General features: G+C 71.4%; 14 protein-coding genes. 11 read left to right on the top strand and 3 right to left on the bottom strand.

The window, feature by feature from the left end; translation table 11 throughout:
• The first annotated feature begins 12 nt into the window (after positions 1–12).
• Positions 13–2,394 (top strand): bifunctional diguanylate cyclase/phosphodiesterase, encoded by a 2,382-nt coding sequence (locus MICAU_RS33385; protein WP_013284478.1) that lies wholly within the window; start codon positions 13–15, stop codon positions 2,392–2,394.
• Between the two features lie 11 nt (positions 2,395–2,405).
• Here the strand turns inward: MICAU_RS33385 and MICAU_RS06410 are convergent, their stop codons facing one another.
• Positions 2,406–3,431: a LacI family DNA-binding transcriptional regulator gene (locus MICAU_RS06410; RefSeq protein ID WP_013284479.1), complete on the bottom strand. Its 1,026-nt coding sequence runs from the start codon at positions 3,429–3,431 to the stop codon at positions 2,406–2,408.
• A 350-nt stretch (positions 3,432–3,781) separates the two neighbouring features.
• Here MICAU_RS06410 and MICAU_RS06415 point away from each other — a divergent pair, with 350 nt between their 5' ends.
• The 6 genes from MICAU_RS06415 (at position 3,782) to MICAU_RS06440 (ending at position 11,555) form a co-directional block, all read left to right on the top strand.
• Positions 3,782–5,065, top strand: coding sequence for an ABC transporter substrate-binding protein (locus MICAU_RS06415; RefSeq protein ID WP_013284480.1), 1,284 nt, complete (start codon positions 3,782–3,784; stop codon positions 5,063–5,065).
• 70 nt (positions 5,066–5,135) lie between these two features.
• A complete protein-coding gene (locus MICAU_RS06420) occupies positions 5,136–6,149 on the top strand; it encodes a carbohydrate ABC transporter permease (RefSeq protein WP_013284481.1) in 1,014 nt (337 codons plus the stop codon).
• Positions 6,146–7,006: a carbohydrate ABC transporter permease gene (locus tag MICAU_RS06425; RefSeq protein WP_013284482.1), complete on the top strand. Its 861-nt coding sequence runs from the start codon at positions 6,146–6,148 to the stop codon at positions 7,004–7,006. Before MICAU_RS06420 ends, MICAU_RS06425 begins: the two co-directional genes overlap by 4 nt.
• Positions 7,003–9,450 carry a glycoside hydrolase family 2 protein gene (locus tag MICAU_RS06430; protein ID WP_013284483.1) on the top strand — a complete coding sequence of 816 codons (2,448 nt, stop codon included), beginning with the start codon at positions 7,003–7,005 and terminating at the stop codon, positions 9,448–9,450. The genes MICAU_RS06425 and MICAU_RS06430 overlap by 4 nt, the downstream gene beginning before the upstream one ends.
• Positions 9,451–9,528: 78 nt before the next feature.
• Entirely contained in the window at positions 9,529–9,867 is a 339-nt protein-coding gene (locus MICAU_RS06435) for an ArsR/SmtB family transcription factor (RefSeq protein WP_013284484.1), read from the top strand.
• Positions 9,864–11,555 carry a SulP family inorganic anion transporter gene (locus MICAU_RS06440; RefSeq protein ID WP_013284485.1) on the top strand — a complete coding sequence of 564 codons (1,692 nt, stop codon included), beginning with the start codon at positions 9,864–9,866 and terminating at the stop codon, positions 11,553–11,555. Before MICAU_RS06435 ends, MICAU_RS06440 begins: the two co-directional genes overlap by 4 nt.
• Here MICAU_RS06440 and MICAU_RS06445 read toward each other — a convergent pair.
• A complete protein-coding gene (locus MICAU_RS06445) occupies positions 11,552–12,226 on the bottom strand; it encodes a DUF4386 domain-containing protein (RefSeq protein WP_013284486.1) in 675 nt (224 codons plus the stop codon). The two genes, MICAU_RS06440 and MICAU_RS06445, sit on opposite strands and share 4 nt — an antisense overlap.
• 86 nt (positions 12,227–12,312) lie before the next feature.
• Here MICAU_RS06445 and MICAU_RS06450 point away from each other — a divergent pair, with 86 nt between their 5' ends.
• The 3 genes from MICAU_RS06450 to MICAU_RS32635 all read left to right on the top strand — a co-directional run bounded on the left by MICAU_RS06450 (position 12,313) and on the right by MICAU_RS32635 (position 14,894).
• Entirely contained in the window at positions 12,313–13,017 is a 705-nt protein-coding gene (locus MICAU_RS06450; RefSeq protein WP_013284487.1) for a TetR/AcrR family transcriptional regulator C-terminal domain-containing protein, read from the top strand.
• Positions 13,018–13,236: 219 nt separating this feature from the next.
• The gene (locus MICAU_RS06455) at positions 13,237–14,631 is read left to right on the top strand and encodes a hypothetical protein (protein ID WP_013284488.1); all 1,395 of its coding nucleotides are present in this window, start codon (positions 13,237–13,239) and stop codon (positions 14,629–14,631) included.
• Positions 14,632–14,720: 89 nt separating this feature from the next.
• Positions 14,721–14,894, top strand: a complete 174-nt coding sequence (locus MICAU_RS32635; protein WP_013284489.1) for a hypothetical protein — start codon at positions 14,721–14,723, stop codon at positions 14,892–14,894.
• 77 nt (positions 14,895–14,971) lie between these two features.
• Here the strand turns inward: MICAU_RS32635 and MICAU_RS06460 are convergent, their stop codons facing one another.
• Positions 14,972–15,694 (bottom strand): hypothetical protein, encoded by a 723-nt coding sequence (locus tag MICAU_RS06460; RefSeq protein WP_244879733.1) that lies wholly within the window; start codon positions 15,692–15,694, stop codon positions 14,972–14,974.
• A gap of 185 nt (positions 15,695–15,879) precedes the next feature.
• Between MICAU_RS06460 and MICAU_RS06465 the strand changes: the two genes are divergently transcribed.
• Positions 15,880–17,898: a DUF2075 domain-containing protein gene (locus MICAU_RS06465; protein ID WP_013284491.1), complete on the top strand. Its 2,019-nt coding sequence runs from the start codon at positions 15,880–15,882 to the stop codon at positions 17,896–17,898.
• The last annotated feature ends 30 nt before the right edge of the window (positions 17,899–17,928 follow it).

The following is a 17,928-nucleotide window of genomic DNA, read 5'->3' on the forward strand; positions in this document are numbered from 1 at the left end:
AAGGCGACCGCCGTGCCCGTCCCCCCTCCCGCCGTTCCCCGTCGGCGATCAGTCCTGCCCGATGTCGCCGTCTCACTCGTCGGCACGGCCTTCCTCCTCGCCGGCGTCGCCGGCGCCCTTCCCGGCCCCGCAGCCGCCGCGCTCGCCGTCGCCGGAGGCTTCGCCCTCGCCTGCGTCCGGCTCGCCTGGCTGGCCGGAGCCGCCACACCGCCCGACGGCCCCGCGCCGCCCGACCGTCCCGCACCGACCGACCGTCCCGCGCCGAACGGCCACCGCGCGCCGACAGGCCGTCCCGTGCCGACGGGCGAAGCTCCGGACCTCGCCGTGACGCACGGCGCGACGGCACTCGGCCCGAGGACCGGGCGACGGGCTCGCCGGGCTGCGCTGTCCCGCCGGGTCGCCGCCATCCTGGACAGCGCCGTCCTGGTCGCCGGGCTCACCGTCGCGGTGCTGCCGCTGAGCGACGCCGCCCACCGGCTGCCGATCGCGCTGGCCGGGCTGTGCCTCACCGGGGCGCTGCACGTGACGGCCCTGCTGCGCCTGCCCGGCCGATCGCGGCTGTCCGGCCCGGAACTGGTGCGCCGTACCGTCGACGTGCTGGCGCTCGGCGTCAGCCTGGTCTTCGCGGGCTGGATGCTGCTGCCGGGCGGCCCGGTCCCGGCCGTGGCCGGAATGGTGGCGGCGGGCGGCGCGGTGGTGCTCGCCGTGCTCGCGGTGGCGGCCGTCGCCGAACGCCGCCGCCGGCCGGGCGCCGCGCGCTGCCACGCCGGGGCCGCCCTGACGCTCGGCGGGCTGACGCTACTGGTGGTGCTGCTGGCTTACGGCGCGCCGGACCGGGCGCTGCCGCTCGTCGCGGCGCCCCTGGTGGCCGGGGCGCTGCTCACGGCCGCAGGCGCCCGGCGTACCTCGGGCGGTGAGCGGCCGGGCCGGGACGCGGCGCCGGCTGCCTGGCCCCGCCTCACCGCGCCGGCCGGGATCGCCGCGCTGGCCGCCGGGATCCACCTGATGACGGCGGGGGAGTTCAGTACCGCCGCGATGGCCCTGGGCCTGGCCGTCATTCCGCCGATCATGGTGGGTGAGCTGCTCGCCGCCGCCGACCAGCGCCGCCGGGTGCAACGGCTCGCGGCCCGCGAGGCGTGGTTGCGGCGCCGGCTCGGACCGGACTCCCGGCCGGTGGAGCCCGTGCCACTGACCCGCGTGGATCTGGTCCGGGCGATGGCGGAACGCAGTGGCGGCGGGCTACTCGTCGTCGACCTGCACGGGGTGGGTGGCGCCGTGCCGGAGGGGCCGGTGCTCAGCGAGGCCGCGCGCCGGCTGCGGGCAAGCTCCGAGACGCACGATCTGGTGGCCCGGCTCGGCGACACCGAGTACGCCGTCCTCACCGATCTCGGGCCGGTGCTCGCGTACGCGCTCGGCCTGCGGCTGCTGGCGGCGCTGGCCGAGCCGTACCCCCGGCCCGGAGGCGTCGCCCGGCTCGGGGTGAGCGTCGGGCTGGCCGAGACCAGCGGCGGCGATCCGGAGGACGTGCTGCGCCAGGCGGACCTGGCCCGCCGCCGGGCGGTGCAGCTCGGCCGGGACCGGGTCGAGTGGTACGACGCCTACCTGGAGGAGCAGCTGGTCCGCCGCCTGGATCTGGAGCGGGAGCTGCCCGGCGCGGTGGCGCGCGGTGAGCTGGACCTGGTCTACCAGCCGGTGGTGGCGCTCGCCGATCGGATGCCGGTGGGTACGGAGGCGTTGCTGCGGTGGCGCAGCCCGGCGCTGGGCACAGTGCTCCCGGCGGAGCTGCTGCCGGTGGCGGCCGACCTGGACCTGACCGGCGAGATCGGGCGGTGGGTGCTGGACCGGGCCTGCCGCCAGCTCGCCGCGTGGTCGGAGGGCGGTCGCGAGCTGTGGATGGCGGTGAACGTGACGCCGCGCGAGCTGGCCGCGCCGGACTTCGTGGCGCGTACCGCTACCGCGCTGGCCGCGTACGACGTGGCACCGGAACGGCTGGTGGTGGAGGTGGCCGAGCCGGTGGTGGGACTGGAGCTGTCCACAGTGGTGGCCCGGCTGGCCGGCCTGCGGTCGATCGGTGTACGGATCGCGCTCGACGACTTCCGGGCCGAGCACGCCTCGCTCGCGCAGCTCCGCCGACTGCCGATCGACCTGCTCAAGGTGGGTCCGCACCTGGTCGGCCCGGGTGGGGACGGTCAGCGCCCGCTGATCGACGTGGTGGCGAACCTGGCCGACCGGCTCGGCGTGGAGCTGGTGGTCGAGGAGCTGGAGTCGGAGGGGCAGGTGGCCGGTGCGCGGCGGGCCGGCTGCCGGTACGGCCAGGGCTTCGCGCTGGCCCGGCCGGCGACCGCCGAGCGGGTCGAGGCGTGGTTCGAGGAGTATCCGTCCACCGCCCGGTGAGCTGAACCGGTTCAGCGGGTCGTCGTACGAGGTGGGGCGGTGCTGCCGCGCGGCGTCAGGTGCGCCGTCTCGTCCTGCACGACAGCTGCCGGCTCGCCCGCGATCACGGCCAGGAGCTGCCGGGCGGCGTGCGCGCCGTACGCCGGGATGTCCCGGCCCAGCGCGGTGAGCGGCGGGTGCACCAGCCGGCAGAGCGGCGAGTCGTCCCAGGCCACGATGGACAGGTCGCCGGGCACGGTGAGGCCCATCTCCTGGGCCACCGAGAGCCCGGCGATCGCCATCACGTCGTTGTCGTAGATCACCGCGGTGGGGCGGCCGGCGGAGCTGAGCAGCCGGCGGGTGGCGCGCGCGCCCTCCTCACCGGTGTAGTCGGACCAGACGGTGGTCGCCTCGTCCAGCCCGAGCCGCCGGCACACGCCGGTGAACGCCTCGGTGCGGATCTCGGTGTGCAGCAGCGTGGGCAGCCCGCCGACCCGGGCGATGCGCCGGTGGCCGAGCGCGACCAGGTACTCCACCGTCTCGACGAGGGCCGCCGCGTCGTCGGCCCAGACGCTCGCCAGGCCGCCGGTGTGCCCGGGTCCGCCGATCACCACCGCCGGCAGTTGCAGTTCCTCCAGTGCCGGCACCCGCCGGTCGTCGGTGCGCAGGTCGCAGACGAGCACACCGTCCACCCGGCGTTCGGCCCACCACCGCCGGTAGACGGCGATCTCGGCCTCCTGGTCGCTGACCACCTGGAGCGTGAGCGCGTACGAGCGGGCCGACAGTTCGGCCTCGACGCCGCTGATCAGCTCCATGAAGAACGGCTCGATGCCGAGTATCCGGGCGGGGCGGCACAGCGCCAGCCCGACCGCCTTGGCGGTGGCGCCGGACAGTGCGCGGGCGGCGCTGCTCGGACGGAACCCGATCTCGGCGGCGATGGCGAGGATCCGCTGCCGGGTCGCCTCGGAGACACCGGGCTGGCCGTTGAGCGCGTACGACACCGCGCCCTTGGAGACCCCGGCGCGCCGGGCGACGTCGGCGATGGTCGGCCGCTTCACCGAAGCGTTCCTCCACTGTGTCCGGCCCTCGCGGGCGTTCTCGGTCGCCGGGTCGCCGGCGTCTGGTGACGCTACTGCACGCCGCGCCGGTCCCGGGTGCCACCGGCGGGTGGCGGTGGACGGGTTCCGGCGGCCGTCGCTTGTGCGGTTCAGCTTAGAGCGCCGATCGCCCGGCACCTGCCCTGGACGGCCGTGAACGGCAGTCGTGAGCGGCGGCGAGGTTACCGGACGGGCACATCGGTAACCGCCCGTTGACAGCCCTGAAGGTGAACCGTACGGTGGCCTCACTTATCCGGTTCAGTCAACGTTCCTCGATATCGGGAGCGTTCCCATTCGGCGCGGAGGATGACATGAAACGGTCCTGGACGCACCTGGCGCGCGTGGCCGCCGTCGGTGCCGTCAGCCTGGTCATGATCGCCGCCTGTAGCGGCAGGAGCACCACCGGCGGCTCGGACTCGGCCGGTGGTCAGGTCACGCTGAAAATCAACTTCTGGGGCGACTTCGGGCTCCAGGATCTGAAGGCCAAGTACGAGGCCGAACACCCGAACGTCAAGATCCAGCTCAACTCGGGCGAGTACAACGCCCAGCACGAGGACCTGCAGAAGAAGCTCGTCGCCGGCAACGGGGCGCCGGACATCGCGGCGATCGACGAGGGCTTCATGGTCCAGTTCCGCAGCCAGTCCGACAAGTTCGTCAACCTGCTCGACAAGGGCGCCGGCTCGTACGAGAGCAAGTACCTGCCCTGGAAGTGGAAGCAGTCGCTGTCGGCCGACGGCAAGACGCAGATCGGCCTCGGCACCGACGTCGGCGGACTGGCCATGTGCTACCGCACCGACCTGTTCAAGGCCGCCGGCCTGCCCACCGAACGCGACCAGGTGTCAGCGCTCTGGCCCACGTGGGACAAGTTCATCGAGGTCGGCCAGCAGTACACCGCCACGACGAAGAAGAAGTTCATCGACGCCGGCACCAACCTCTTCAACCCGATCCTCGGCCAGCAGCCGGTCGGCTTCTACGACGAGCAGGACCAGCTCCGGATGGAGCAGGGCCCGAAGGTGGCGTTCGACTACACGGTCAAGGCCGTGGGCGCCGGGCTGTCGGCCAACCTGGTCAGCTTCCAGGCCGACTGGGACAAGGGCTTCACCAGCGGCGCGTTCGCGGTGCTCGCCTGCCCGGCCTGGATGCTCGGCCACATCAAGGACACCGCGCCGGGCACCGAGGGCAAGTGGGACATCGCCGCGGTACCGGGTGGCGGCGGCAACTGGGGTGGCTCCTTCCTGACGCTGCCGAAGCAGGGCAAGAACGTCGACGAGGCGTACAAGCTGCTGACCTGGCTGGTCGCGCCGGAGCAGCAGATCGAGATCTTCAAGAAGGTCGGCAACCTGCCGTCGCAGCCGGCGCTCTACACCGACCCGGCGATCGCCGACTTCAAGAACCCGTTCTTCAACGACGCCCCGGTCGGCCAGATCTTCCCGAAGATGGCGCAGGGCCTCACCCCGCAGTACCTGGGCCGGAAGAACGGCCCGACCCGGGTGGCGGTGGAGAACGTGATCCGGCGGGTGGAGAACAAGTCGCTCAAGTCCGACGCCGCCTGGTCCGAGGCGGTCAAGGAGGCCGAGAAGGCCGCCAAGTCCTGACGTGTCAGCGGTGACGGGGCGGCCCGGTCCGCCCCGTCACCGTCCGATCTCCCGGCCCTGGAGTGAACCGATGTCCAGCACCCGTGCCGCGCCCGCGCCGCCTGGCCGCCCACCCGCGCGCAAGCGCGGCCGTACCGGCGCCGGCGACCGGCGGATGACCTGGCGCGACCGGCTGTACCGCTTCGACATGCGGTACATGCCGTACCTGATGATCGCGCCGTTCTTCCTGCTCTTCCTCGTGTTCGGGCTGTTCCCGCTGCTGTTCAACGCGGTCGTGTCGCTGCGCAACTACCGGCTGGACGACCCGACGCTGCCGTACTGGGCCGGCGCCGAGAACTTCAGCCGCCTGTTCGCCGACGAGGACTTCTGGAACGCCCTCTACAACACGTTCGGCATCTTCCTGCTCTCCACCGTGCCGCAACTGCTGCTCGCGCTGCTCGTCGCGTCACTGCTCAACCGCAAGCTGCGGGCGCAGACGTGGTGGCGGGTGGGCGTGCTGCTGCCGTACGTGACACCGATCGTGGCCTCGACGATGGTGTTCAGCGTCTTCTTCTCCCGCGACTTCGGCATGGCGAACTGGGCGCTCGGCCTGCTCGGCATCGGCGGCCCGGACGACCCGATCGACTGGCGGGCGGACAAGCTGCACGCCTGGATCGCCATCGCCACCATGGTCAACTGGAAGTGGATCGGCTACAACGCGCTGCTCTACCTGGCCGCCATGCAGTCCATCCCGCGCGACGTCTACGAGGCCGCGGCGATCGACGGCGCCGGGCCGTGGAAGCAGCTCTGGCGGATCACCGTCCCGATGATCCAGCCGGTGGTCCTGTTCACGGTCATCCTGTCCACCATCGGCGGGTTGCAGCTGTTCACCGAGCCGATGCTGTTCGACCCGAACGCCCAGGCCGCGACCGGCGGGCCGGACGGCGAGTGGCAGACCATCGCCCAGCTCATCTACAAGGTCGGCTGGAAGGACCTCAACCTCGGGTACGCCGCCGCGATGTCCTGGGCGCTGTTCCTGATCATCCTGGTGGTCGCAGGCGTCAACTACCTCCTGACCAACCGACTCTCCGGAGGCCGCCGGTGACGACGCGACGCGTGGTGGCCCGGGCGCCACAGGACACCCCGGCCGGGCTCTGGACCTACCTGCTCCTCGCGGTGAGCATGCTGTTCGCCGCGTTCCCGCTCTACTGGATGTTCGTCATCGCCACCAGCGACGACGAGGCGCTGGCGAAGCTGCCACCGGCTGTCGTACCGGGCGACCGCTTCCTCACCAACGTCGACGAGGTCTTCTCCCTCCAGGACGTCTACTTCGCCGTATCACTGGTCAACAGCGTCATCGTCTCGGTGGTGGTGACCGCCTCGGTGCTGTTCTTCTGCTCACTGGCCGGCTTCGCCTTCGCCAAGCTGCGCTTCAAGGGCAGCCGCGCGCTCATGCTGTTCGTGGTGCTCACGCTCACCGTGCCCAACCAGCTCGGCATCGTCGCGCTCTACATCGTGATGGGCGAGCTCGGCTGGAACGGCACGCTGCTCGCCGTCATCGCGCCCGGCCTGGTCACCGCGTTCGGCGTGTTCTACATGCGGCAGTTCATCGTGAACACCGTCCCGGACGAGCTGATCGAGTCGGCTCGGGTCGACGGCGCCACGACCATGCGGGTGTACGCGACGATCGTGCTCCCGGCCATCCGCCCGGCCCTGGCGGTGCTCGGCCTGCTCACGTTCGTGGCCACCTGGAACGACTTCCAGTGGCCGCTGATCACGCTCAGCGGCACCGACTACCCGACGTCGATGGTGGCGGTCTCCGACCTGGCCAGCGGCAACTACGTGATCTACCGGCGGGTGCTCGCGGGCGCGTTCATCGCCACCGTTCCCCTGCTGGTCATGCTGTTCATCGGTGGACGTCAGATCGTCCGCGGAATCATGGAAGGCGCGGTGAAGTCGTGAGCCGTCGAACGCTGCTGCACGAGGGGTGGACGCTGCGGGCCGAGCCCGGGCCGGCGGTGCCGCCGGAGATCGCCGGGACGGCGGTGCCGGCGTCGGTCCCCGGTTGCGTCCACACCGACCTGCTCGCGGCCGGCCTCATCCCCGACCCGTACCTGGACGACAACGAGAACGGCCTCACCTGGATCGGCCGCACCGACTGGGTCTACGAGACCACGTTCGCCGGGCAGCCCGGTGACGACGAGCGGGTCGACCTGGTCTGCGCCGGCCTCGACACGGTCGCCACCGTCACGCTCAACGGCGTCGAGGTCGGCCGCACCGAGAACCAGCACCGCTCGTACCGCTTCGACGTCCGCTCGCTGCTGCGCCCGGACGGCAACACCCTCGCCGTACGCTTCGACTCCCCGTACCGGTACGCCGAGGCGCACCGGGACCGGCTCGGTGACCGGCCCAACGCGTACCCGGAGCCGTTCCACTTCATCCGCAAGACCGCCTGCAACTTCGGCTGGGACTGGGGGCCGACGCTCGTCACCGCCGGCATCTGGCGCGACATCGGCCTGCACGCCTGGTCCACCGCCCGGCTCGCGTCGGTCCGGCCGATTGTCACGGTGGCCGACGACGTCGGCCGGGTCGAGCTGCACGTGCAGGTCGAGCGGGCCGGCGACGAGCCGCTGACCGTCCGCGCCGCCGTCGCCGGGGTCACCGCCGACGTCGCCGTACCGGCGGGGGAGCGGACCGCCGTCGTGACGCTCACCGTCGCGGACCCCGCGCTGTGGTGGCCGATCGGGTACGGCGACCAGCCCCGGTACGACCTCGACGTCACCCTGTACGCCGACGACGGCCGGGAGCTGGACGCCGCCGCCCGCCGGATCGGGTTCCGTTCGGTCCGGCTGGACACCACGCCCGACGCCCACGGCACCCCGTTCACGCTGCACGTCAACGACGTGCCGGTGTTCGTCAAAGGCGTCAACTGGATCCCCGACGACGCGTTCCCCAACCGGGTCACCCGGGAGCGCCTCGCGGAGCGGTTCGGCCAGGCGGCCGACGCGAACGTCAACCTGCTGCGCGTCTGGGGCGGCGGCCGGTACGAGTCGGACGACTTCTACGACCTCGCCGACGAGATGGGGTTGCTGGTGCAGCAGGACTTCCTGTTCGCCTGCGCCGCGTACCCGGAGGAGGAGCCGTTCCGCACCGAGGTCGAGGCGGAGGCGCGGGAGCAGGTGACCCGCCTCGCCGGGCACCCGTCGCTGGTGCTCTGGACCGGCAACAACGAGAACATCTGGGGCTGGCACGACTGGGACTGGCAGGAGCCCCTGGCCGGACGCACCTGGGGACGCGGCTACTACCTGGACCTGCTCCCCGCGATCGTCGGCGAGCTGGACCCGACGGTCCCGTACTGGCCGGGTAGCCCCTGGTCCGGCAGCGAGGACGTCCACCCCAACGACCCGGCGCACGGCACCACGCACATCTGGGACGTGTGGAACACCGACGACTACACGCGCTACCGGGACTACGTTCCACGCTTCGTGGCCGAGTTCGGCTACCAGGCGCCGCCCGCGTACGCGACGCTGCGCCGGGCCCTCTCCGACGACCCGCTCACGCACGACTCGCCGGGCATGGCACACCACCAGAAGGCTGCGGACGGGGACGGCAAGCTCCGGCGCGGGCTCGACGCCCACCTGCCGCCGCCCGCCGACTTCGACGACTGGCACTACCTCACCCAGCTCAACCAGGCCCGCGCCATCCAGCTCGGGGTGGAGCACTTCCGCTCGCACCGGCCGGTCTGCACCGGCACCGTCGTGTGGCAGCTGAACGACTGCTGGCCGGTCACGTCCTGGTCGGCGATCGACGGCGACGGCCGCCGCAAACCCCTCTGGTACGCGCTGCGCCGCGCCTACGCCGACCGGCTGCTGACGGTGCAGCCGCGCGACGGCGGGCTGGCGCTGGTGGCGGTGAACGAGACCGATCGGGCGTGGAGCGGGCCGGCCACCGTCACCCGGCTGGCGCTCACCGGGGAGCCGAGGGCGAAGACCTCGGTCGACCTCGACGTCCCCGCGTACTCCTCGGTGGTGCTGGCGCTGCCGGCGGAGCTGGCGCGGCCGGACGACGGCCGCGCGGAACTGCTCGTCGCGGACGCCGGGGACACCGCGGAGCGCGCGCTGTGGTTCTTCGCCGAGGACCGCGACGTGCGGTGGCCGGCGGCGCAGTGGGACGCGACTGTCGAGCCGGTCGACGGCGGCCGGCGGGTCCGGGTGACCGCCCGGACCGTGCTGCGCGACCTGACGCTGTTCCCTGATCGCCTCGATCCGGCCGCGCAGGTGGACCGGGCGCTGGTGACGCTGCTGCCGGGGGAGAGCGCGACGTTCACCGTGCACGCGCCCGGCCCGCTCGACGCCGACGCGCTCACCCGCCGCCCGGTGCTGCGCTGCGTCAACGACCTCGTCTGAAGGGCCTTACCCGCATCTCCGTCGATTTGAAGATTTCTGCAAGTGATAAAGTCTTCAGAGTCGTCGGAGAGGTGAGTCATGTCGGTGCCGCTGTACCAGGCCAAGGCGGAGCTGTTCCGCACCCTCGGGCACCCCGTGCGCATCCGGGTGCTCGAACTGCTCCAGGACGGGCCGAAGCCGGTCCGCGACCTGCTGGCCGCCATCGACGTGGAGGCGTCGAACCTCTCCCAGCAGCTCGCCGTGCTGCGCCGCGCCGGCATGGTCACCTCGTACCGGGACGGCCCGCTGGTCATGTACGCGCTCAGCACCCCCGACGTGGCCGATCTGCTCGCCGCCGGACGGCGCATCCTCGGCGCGGTCCTCACCGACCGGGACGCCCTGCTGGACGAGCTGCGGGCCTCCGGGACGGACCGGTGAGCGCGGCTGCCCTTCGCGCCGGTGACGCCGTACGCCGGGCGGGCCGGCTGTTCGCCGGGCTGCTGCCCGGCCGGGCCGACTGGCAGAACGCGCGCCGCTCACCCCGGCGCGACCTGCTCGCCGGGCTCACCGTCGCGGTGGTGGCGCTGCCCCTGGCACTCGCCTTCGGCGTCACCTCCGGGCTCGGCGCGCAGGCCGGCCTGGTCACCGCCGTCGTCGCCGGCGCCGTCGCGGCGATCTTCGGCGGCTCCAACCTCCAGGTCTCCGGTCCCACCGGGGCCATGACAGTCGTGCTGGTGCCCGTGGTGCAGCAGTTCGGTGCCGGTGGCGTGCTGATGGTCGGCGCGCTGGCCGGGCTGATCCTGATCGCGCTCGCAGTGGCCCGCCTCGGCCGGTACGTCCGCTACCTGCCGGCCCCGGTGATCGAGGGCTTCACCGCCGGCATCGCCGTGGTCATCGCGCTGCAACAGGTGCCGGCCGCGCTCGGCGTCACCGCCGCGCACGGCGAGAAGGTGTGGGCGGTGGCTGCCGACGCGGTCGCCCGGTTCGCCGCGCACCCCCGGCCCGCCGCGATCGCTGTGGCGCTCGGCGTGGCGGCGCTGATGCTGCTCGGCGGTCGGTGGCGGCCCGCTGTGCCGTTCTCCCTGGTCGGGGTGGCCGCCGCGACGATCCTCGCCGAGCTGTCCCCGATCGACCTGGCCCGGATCGGCGAGCTGCCGCAGGGGCTGCCCGCGCCGTCGCTGGACTTCGTGGACCTCGGCGCGCTGGGCGTACTGCTGCCGAGCGCCCTCGCCGTGGCCGCGCTCGCCGCCCTGGAGAGCCTGCTCTCCGCCACTGTGGCGGACGGCATGACGGTCGGCGAGCGGCACGACCCGGACCGGGAACTGTTCGGCCAGGGCCTGGCCAACCTCGCCTCCCCGGTCTTCGGCGGCATCCCGGCGACCGCCGCCATCGCCCGTACGGCGGTGAACGTGCGTGCCGGGGCGTCCTCGAAGCTCGCCGCGCTCACCCACGCGGTGGCCCTCGCCGCGATCGTGCTCGCCGCCGCCCCGCTGGTCGGCCGTATCCCGCTGGCCGCCCTGGCCGGGGTGTTGCTCGCCACCACGGTACGGATGGTGGAGGCGGCCTCCCTGCTCGCGCTGATGCGGGCCACTCGCGCCGACGCGGTGGTGCTGGTGCTGACGTTCGCCGTCACGGTGATCTGGGACCTGGTGACAGCAGTGGTCGTCGGGCTCGCGGTCGCGGTCGTCCTGGCGCTGCGCGCGGTGGCCCGCAGCGCCAAGCTGGAACAGGTGCCGCTGGACACCGGCGAGCACAGCGACGAGGAACACGCGCTGCTCGCCGAGCACATCGTGGCGTACCGGCTGGACGGGCCGCTGTTCTTCGCCGCCGCGCACACGTTCCTGCTGGAACTGGCCGAGGTGGCCGACGTGCGGGTGGTGATCCTGCGGATGTCCCGCGTCTCCACGGTCGACGCGACCGGCGCCCAGGTGCTCGGCGACGCCATCGCCCGGCTGCGCGGCCGGGGGATCACGGTGCTGCTCTCCGGCATCACCCCGGGCCACGACCAGGTGCTCAGCACGCTCGGCGTCGCCGACGAGCTGCGCCGCGAGGGCCTGGTGTTCGCGGACACCCCGGCCGCCATCCGGTACGCCCGGGGTGTCGCCCTCGCCGCGAGCCCGGCCTAGGCTTCGGTCCCTTCGAGTGCCCGCCTGCGCACGCCGAAGATGATCAGGTAGCCGAGGATCCAGACCTCGCCCACAGTGGCGGGGATCACCAGCAGGTCGCCGGCGGCGCCGGCGCCGGGGGCGAGGTACGCGACGAACGTCATGAGCACGTAGCCGACACCACCGGCGACGAGGACCCAGCCCAGCGGCCGGGGCAGCCAGCCCGACCGGAGCACGCACCAGCCCATCGGCACCAGCCAGAGGCCGAAGAAGAGCCCGCCCACCTCCCACAGGTTCCCGCTGACCAGGTAGAGCAGCTGGACGGTGTCGGCGTCGCCCGGCCCGCCGGTCGCGACCTGCAAGGCCGTCGCGAGGACGGCGGCGCTGCCGAGGATCGCGACGGCGTTGACGAGCCCGAAGGCGGCGATGCTGCCCGCGGCGGTGCCGTCGACAGTACGGAACAGGCGGTGGAACCAGACCGCGGTGAGCGTCTGGGTGAGGACGACCAGTAGTTCGAGGGCGATGCCGAGGCGGGCCAGCGACTCGTGGGCCACCAGGTTGGCGAGCGTCGTGCCCGCGTCGTCGGCGTCGAAGAGCATGGGACGGACGGTGAGGAACCCCAGGGCGCCGGTGACGGCGAGCCCGAGGTAGAACAGCCCGGTCACCCGGGCGGTACGGATCAGCTGGTGCATGGCGGCTCCTTCGGGGGTGATCGACGTGCCGTGGCCGGGGTCGCCTTACGTCGTAAGGCCAACCATACGTTGTAAGGTCAAGGGAGATGGGAAGCCGCATGGGAGCGAGGAAGCCTCGGGAGCCGCTCAGCCGCGAGCGGGCCCTGGCCAGCGCGATCGCCCTGGTCGACGCCGAGGGGATGGCGGCGCTCACGATGCGCCGGCTCGCCGCCGAACTCGGCGTCGAGGCCATGTCGCTCTACCACCACCTGCCCGGCAAGGCCGGACTGCTCGACGGCCTCGTGGACGCCGTCGCCGCCGAGATCACCGCAGCCGCCGAACGGGCCGAGGCAGACGCGCCCGGCGGTGACTGGCGGACCCGGCTGCGGCTGCGCTTCCTCGCCGCGCGTGCGGTCATGCTGCGGCACCCGTGGGCCCCGGCGCTGCTCAGCTCCCGCCCGACCGTCCCCGCCGGGGTGTACGCCTACTACGACGGCATCCTCGCCACCCTCGTCGAGGGCGGCTTCTCGTACCGGATCGCCCACCGGGCGCTGCACGCCTTCGGCAGCCTTGCGCTCGGCTTCGCGCAGGAGGTGTTCCGGCCGGACGCGGGCGGGGAGGCCGACGCGGCGGCAGCGGAGGCCGAGATGGTGGCGCTGGCCGAGCGGCTGCCGCACCTGGCCGCCATGGTCGCCGCCGAGACGCACGACGTGGCAGATCCGACGCTCGGGTGGTGCGATTCTCAGACCGAGTTCGAATTCACCCTCGACCTGCTCTTCGACGGCCTGGAGCGACACCGCCCGAGCCCTTGACCCGGCCCGTGCCATTCGCAGTCAGGTATCGGACTGAGAAGCCGACGAAAGCCGAACTGATGAGACCGCTTATCCGTCCGGCATTCGCTTTCGGCCGGGATGGATCGCTCGACATCCGACCGGCCAACTCTTTTCGTTCGTACGCGCCAATGGTCGCGCCGCTTTTCGACCGGGCTCGCGAGTAACTTCTCGTACCACCGCATTCACGAGGAGTCACTTATGTCTGAGGAAACCTGGCTCGCGGCACGTCTGATTCCTACTTCGGGTATCAACGGCGCCGAGGAGCAGGAACGCCGGGCGACCTCCGCCCTGCTGGCGGTGATGAGCGCGGTCCGGGAGTTCGGGCGTGTCCTGACCCAGTCCGTCGGCGCGCCGGCCGGAGTCGTGCAGACCTTCATCGAGGTTCCGTTCAAAATCGGAAACCAGCAACTCTTTCCGGACGGCCTCATCCGCGTCACGAGGGGGCAACGCCAGTGGACCGCGCTCGTGGAGGTGAAGACCGGCAGTAACCCGCTGCGATCCGAGCAGTTGGAGGCCTACCTGGACATTGCGCGGGAGCAGGGATTCGACGCCCTCATCACGATCTCGAACGAGATCGCTCCCGTTCCGGGTCAGCATCCGACGACAGTCGATCGCCGGAAACTGCGCAAGGTCGCCCTGTATCACCTGCCCTGGACGGAGATCCTGACCCAGGCCGTGATCCAGAAGGAATACCGCGGCGTCGCAGACCCGGATCAGGCATGGGTTCTGGGCGAGCTGATCCGATACCTCGAACACCCGCGTTCGGGCGCTCTCGAGTTCAGCGACATGGGGCCGGCCTGGGTGCAGGTGCGGGACGGGGTGTCGGCCGGGACATTGCGGGCCGGCGACAGTGCCGCGGCGCAGGTCGCCGGGCGCTTCGACGCCTTGATCCGTTACGCGTGCCTCCGGCTCGGCCGACAGTTGGGCACCGACGTGACTCCCGCGCTGAGCCGCCGCGACCTCGCCGATCCGGCGGCGCGCACCCAGTCGCTCGCCAACCAACTCGCCAGCGCCGGCACCCTGAGCGGCAGCATCCGGATTCCGGGCGCGGTCGGGCACCTGCACGTGACGGCCGATCTGCGGGCCGGGCAGATCGTCTGCCACGTCGATGTCGACGCTCCCCGGTCGGGCCGGCCGACCACCCGGGTGAACTGGCTGGTCCGTCAACTGAAGGACGCGCCGGACACGGTCCGGATCGAGGCATTCGCCATGCACGCCCGAGGAGGTGGCGCCACCGATCTCCTCCGCCAGGTACGCGCCGAGCCCACGACGCTCATCACCGACCCCTCGCGCGAGCTGCGAGCATTCCGTATCGCCCAGAGCACGGCTGCGGGAACCAAGCGTGGCAGTGGTCGGGGCGCCTTTATCGACTCCGTGCTGCACGCCGTCGACGACTTCTACGAGCAGATCATCCAGAACCTCAAGCCGTGGATGCCCGCGCCGCCCCGGTTGCGTACGTCGGAGGACGTGATCCCCGTTCAGCCGGTCGCTTCCAGCCTCGTCTCCACCGCGATCTCCTCCCAGGACAGCCCCGAGTTCGACACCGAGGGAACGCCCGGCGGCTCTGGTTCCTCGGACCGCCCCGGCGAGTGACCCCGCGGTTCCGCCCGTAGCGGGGGGCGTTTCGTCCAGCCCTGACGGACGGGCGGGTTCGGGCGGCGCCCGGCGGGTACCAGGACGGCATGACTGATCCGGTTGAGCTGTCCGAACTGCACGCCGGAGGCGCCGACCCCGACGACGTCACCCCGGAGGACCCGCACGCGGACCTGGACGGCACCGACGAGAACTCGCCGGCGGAGTTCGGCCTGCCCATCGACGGCACCGCACCGGCCGAGGAGGACCCCACCCAGCGGTGAGGGGAACGCCATGGGTGTCAAACGGGTCCGGAGACACCCATGACGTTCCACCCGATGGCGGCGCAGGCCGCGGGCCGTCAGCTGGGGAGGGCGGCGAGGCCGGCCAGCAGTTCCCACCGCTCGGCCTCGGTGAGCACCGCGTACGCAGGCTCGTCGCGGCGGTCGGTGTCCGCCTCGATCGCCGCGCGTTCCGGGCCGTCCGGCAGCGCCCGGATCCCCTCGGCGGTCAGCCCGGCGGCCCGCCACGCGGCCCGGTGCGCGTCGGCGCGGTGGTGGCGCAGCGAGCCCAGCCGGGTGACCAGCAGCAGCGCCGGGGAGGCACCCTCCGGCTCGTACGGCGGGGACATCGCCCGGAACACCGGCCCGCCGGTGGCCTGCGCGTGCGTCAGCACCCGGCCGACCAGGTCGGCGAGGCGGGGCACGATGCGCAGACCGGGCAGCACACCGGGCAGCGTCGACCACAGTTCCTCGGCTGCCTCACCGGTGGCCCGCTGGGCGAACAGCGTCAGCTCGCGGCCGAGGTCGGTGAGGTGCCAGGCGCCGTCGGCGTCCCGGACCACGACGCCCTGCTCCAGTTCCTCGTCCATGCTTCCGGAGGTGTAGATCAGGCCGTCGGCAAGCGCCTCGGCGGGCATCGGCCGGGCCAGCACGCCGGAGAAGAAGCTGTTCTCCGCGCCGAGTGCGCAGCCCCGCTCGGCGTAGAACGCCTCCATCTGGGCGCGGGCTCCCCACCGGGCGCCCACGTACACCCGGTCGATCGCCGGCCGGACCAGTCGCGCGTAGCTCACCGTCGTCTCCACGCCGCCAGACCCTAGCGACCAGGAAGCGTGCCGTGTGACCGAGTGGATGCGGCATCTGGCTGCATGAATGGGTAGCCCCTGTCCGGAGGAGGTCGCTAAAGTGGCGGCGGTTCAGCGGATCGACGGGCTTCCCGTTTGGGACACGCCCCCACCGCACGAGATCTTCGTGCCTGGGGGCCACTCAATTGCTCGCCTTTCAGACCAGTGCCAAGCAGATTCTGGAGCTGACGAGGGAGGCTCAGCTCGTCGAGCAGCTGACGGCTCATCTGACTCGGGTCGGCTTCCGGATTTCGAAAAGTGAGCGTTCGTCCTGGCAGCAGAGCCTTCCAGCGCTGGCGATGGAACTCGTCGGCGCGGGTCTTGGGGAGCTCGACGTGCTCGTGGAGTGTCAATTGCCACGCAGCAGCAAGCGAATCGACGTCATCCTCGCTGGCATGGAGCCACTCACCCGACGCCCGGCGTATCTCGTCGTAGAACTCAAGCAGTGGAGCGTTGCGACCACCTACGACGAAGCCGAGAAGTTGGTACAGGTTCCGGGAATGGCCGAGCCCCAGGTGCATCCTGCGGTGCAGGTCGAGAACTACTGCTCCTACCTGACCGACTTCCTGCCGATCTTCGCCGAATCGCCTGACCGGGTGCACGGTCTGGCATACCTGCACAACGCAGAGCAGGGGCACATACCGGCAATGACCACCAAGGAGGATGACGGCCGGAGTCACCGGCGGATGGTGTTCACCAGAGACCGCACCCGAGAGATGCGCCGCTATCTGAGTAGACGGTTCGCTCCCTGGCGGGACGAGGCAGCCACACAGACGTTGTTGACGGCCGCAGTGAAGCCCAGTCGACAACTCCTCACCTTCAGCGCGGAGGAATTGAACAGCCGAGGGCATCTTGTTTTGCTCGATGAGCAACGCGCGGCATACGAACTGGTCATGCGCGGCGTGCACTGGGCGGACCAAGGCCGGCGGAAGCGGGTGGTGCTCGTCGCGGGCGGGCCTGGGAGCGGCAAGAGCGCCATCGCGTTGACGCTGCTCACCGATCTGGCACGGGAGGGCCGTTCGGTTGCCCACGCGACCGGCTCCAAGGCGTTCCGGGAGAGCCTGCGGCGATACGCCCGGAGCCAGCCGCGCAGCCCTGACCAGCGCATCGCACCGTTGTTCCACTACTTCATGGACTTCATGGATGAGCCCGCAGACAGCCTGGACGTGTTGATCTGCGACGAGGCGCATCGGATCCGCGCCCAGTCCTCTCGCGGGAGCCGCCGAGGACGAAAGCCGCAGGTCCGGGAACTCATCGAAGTGGCGAAGGTGCCCGTCTTCCTGCTCGACGACGACCAGGTGGTGCGACCGAACGAGGTGGGCAGCGTATCGATGATCCGTGACGCGGCGGAGCGGCTGGACCTGGAGGTCGACTTCGTTCATCTCGGGGCCCAGTTTCGATGTGGTGGCAGCCCACGTTACGAACGATGGGTGCACCACCTGCTGGGTCTTGCTGCAGATCGACCCTACCGCTGGAGCGGGGACGAGTCCTTCCGGCTCGCCCTCGCCGACTCACCGGGTCAAATGGAGACGTTGCTGCGCCGTACCCACAACCGGAAGGCGTCGGCGCGCATCTCGGCCGGTTTCTGCTGGCCGTGGACGGAGAAGCCGCGCGGCCGAGATCTCGTCCCGGACATCCGGATCGGCCCTTGGTCGAAGCCGTGGAACGCGGCCGGTATGCGTCCGCCCAGGGGCATTCCGTCGAGTTCCTTCTGGGCCGTCGACCCGGACGGCTTCGAGCAGGTCGGGTGCATCTATACGGCCCAAGGCTTCGAGTACGACTGGTCGGGGGTCATTCTCGGCCCCGATCTGGTGTTCCGGAACGGCAGGCTGATCAGTCAACCGTCGGAGTCACATGACAGTGCCATCTTCGACCAGCGGCGGGGAGTCGTGGCACGGGATGCCGATCGGCTCATCCGTAACACGTACAAGGTCCTGCTCACCCGCGGTATGCGCGGGACGCTGATCTACTCGGCGGACCCGGAGACGCAGCAGTTCCTGGCCTTGCTGGTGCCTCCCGCGCAGGTGCCGCGATCGCTCGTTGCAGACGGTGTGCAGCGGGTGGGTGTCCCAGCCGACGAAACGTCCTCCGTACCGGATCGGTCGTCCGGGCAAAATCTGCGCACCTCGAGTACGGGTACCAGTGGGTCTCACGGCGCAGGATGAGAAAAAGTGTCGGATATTCGACTTTGTCGC

Origin of the sequence: Micromonospora aurantiaca ATCC 27029 (assembly GCF_000145235.1) — a bacterium.
Taxonomy (GTDB): domain Bacteria; phylum Actinomycetota; class Actinomycetes; order Mycobacteriales; family Micromonosporaceae; genus Micromonospora; species Micromonospora aurantiaca.

Excerpts from the sequence above, each read along its gene's own strand:
- MICAU_RS32635 (WP_013284489.1), top strand. The coding sequence starts at position 14,721 with ATGACTGATCCGGTTGAGCTGTCCGAACTGCACGCCGGAGGCGCCGAC.
- MICAU_RS06455 (WP_013284488.1), top strand. The coding sequence starts at position 13,237 with ATGTCTGAGGAAACCTGGCTCGCGGCACGTCTGATTCCTACTTCGGGT.
- MICAU_RS06450 (WP_013284487.1), top strand. The coding sequence starts at position 12,313 with ATGGGAAGCCGCATGGGAGCGAGGAAGCCTCGGGAGCCGCTCAGCCGC.
- MICAU_RS06445 (WP_013284486.1), bottom strand. The coding sequence starts at position 12,226 with ATGCACCAGCTGATCCGTACCGCCCGGGTGACCGGGCTGTTCTACCTC.
- MICAU_RS06415 (WP_013284480.1), top strand. The coding sequence starts at position 3,782 with ATGAAACGGTCCTGGACGCACCTGGCGCGCGTGGCCGCCGTCGGTGCC.
- MICAU_RS06420 (WP_013284481.1), top strand. The coding sequence starts at position 5,136 with ATGTCCAGCACCCGTGCCGCGCCCGCGCCGCCTGGCCGCCCACCCGCG.
- MICAU_RS06435 (WP_013284484.1), top strand. The coding sequence starts at position 9,529 with ATGTCGGTGCCGCTGTACCAGGCCAAGGCGGAGCTGTTCCGCACCCTC.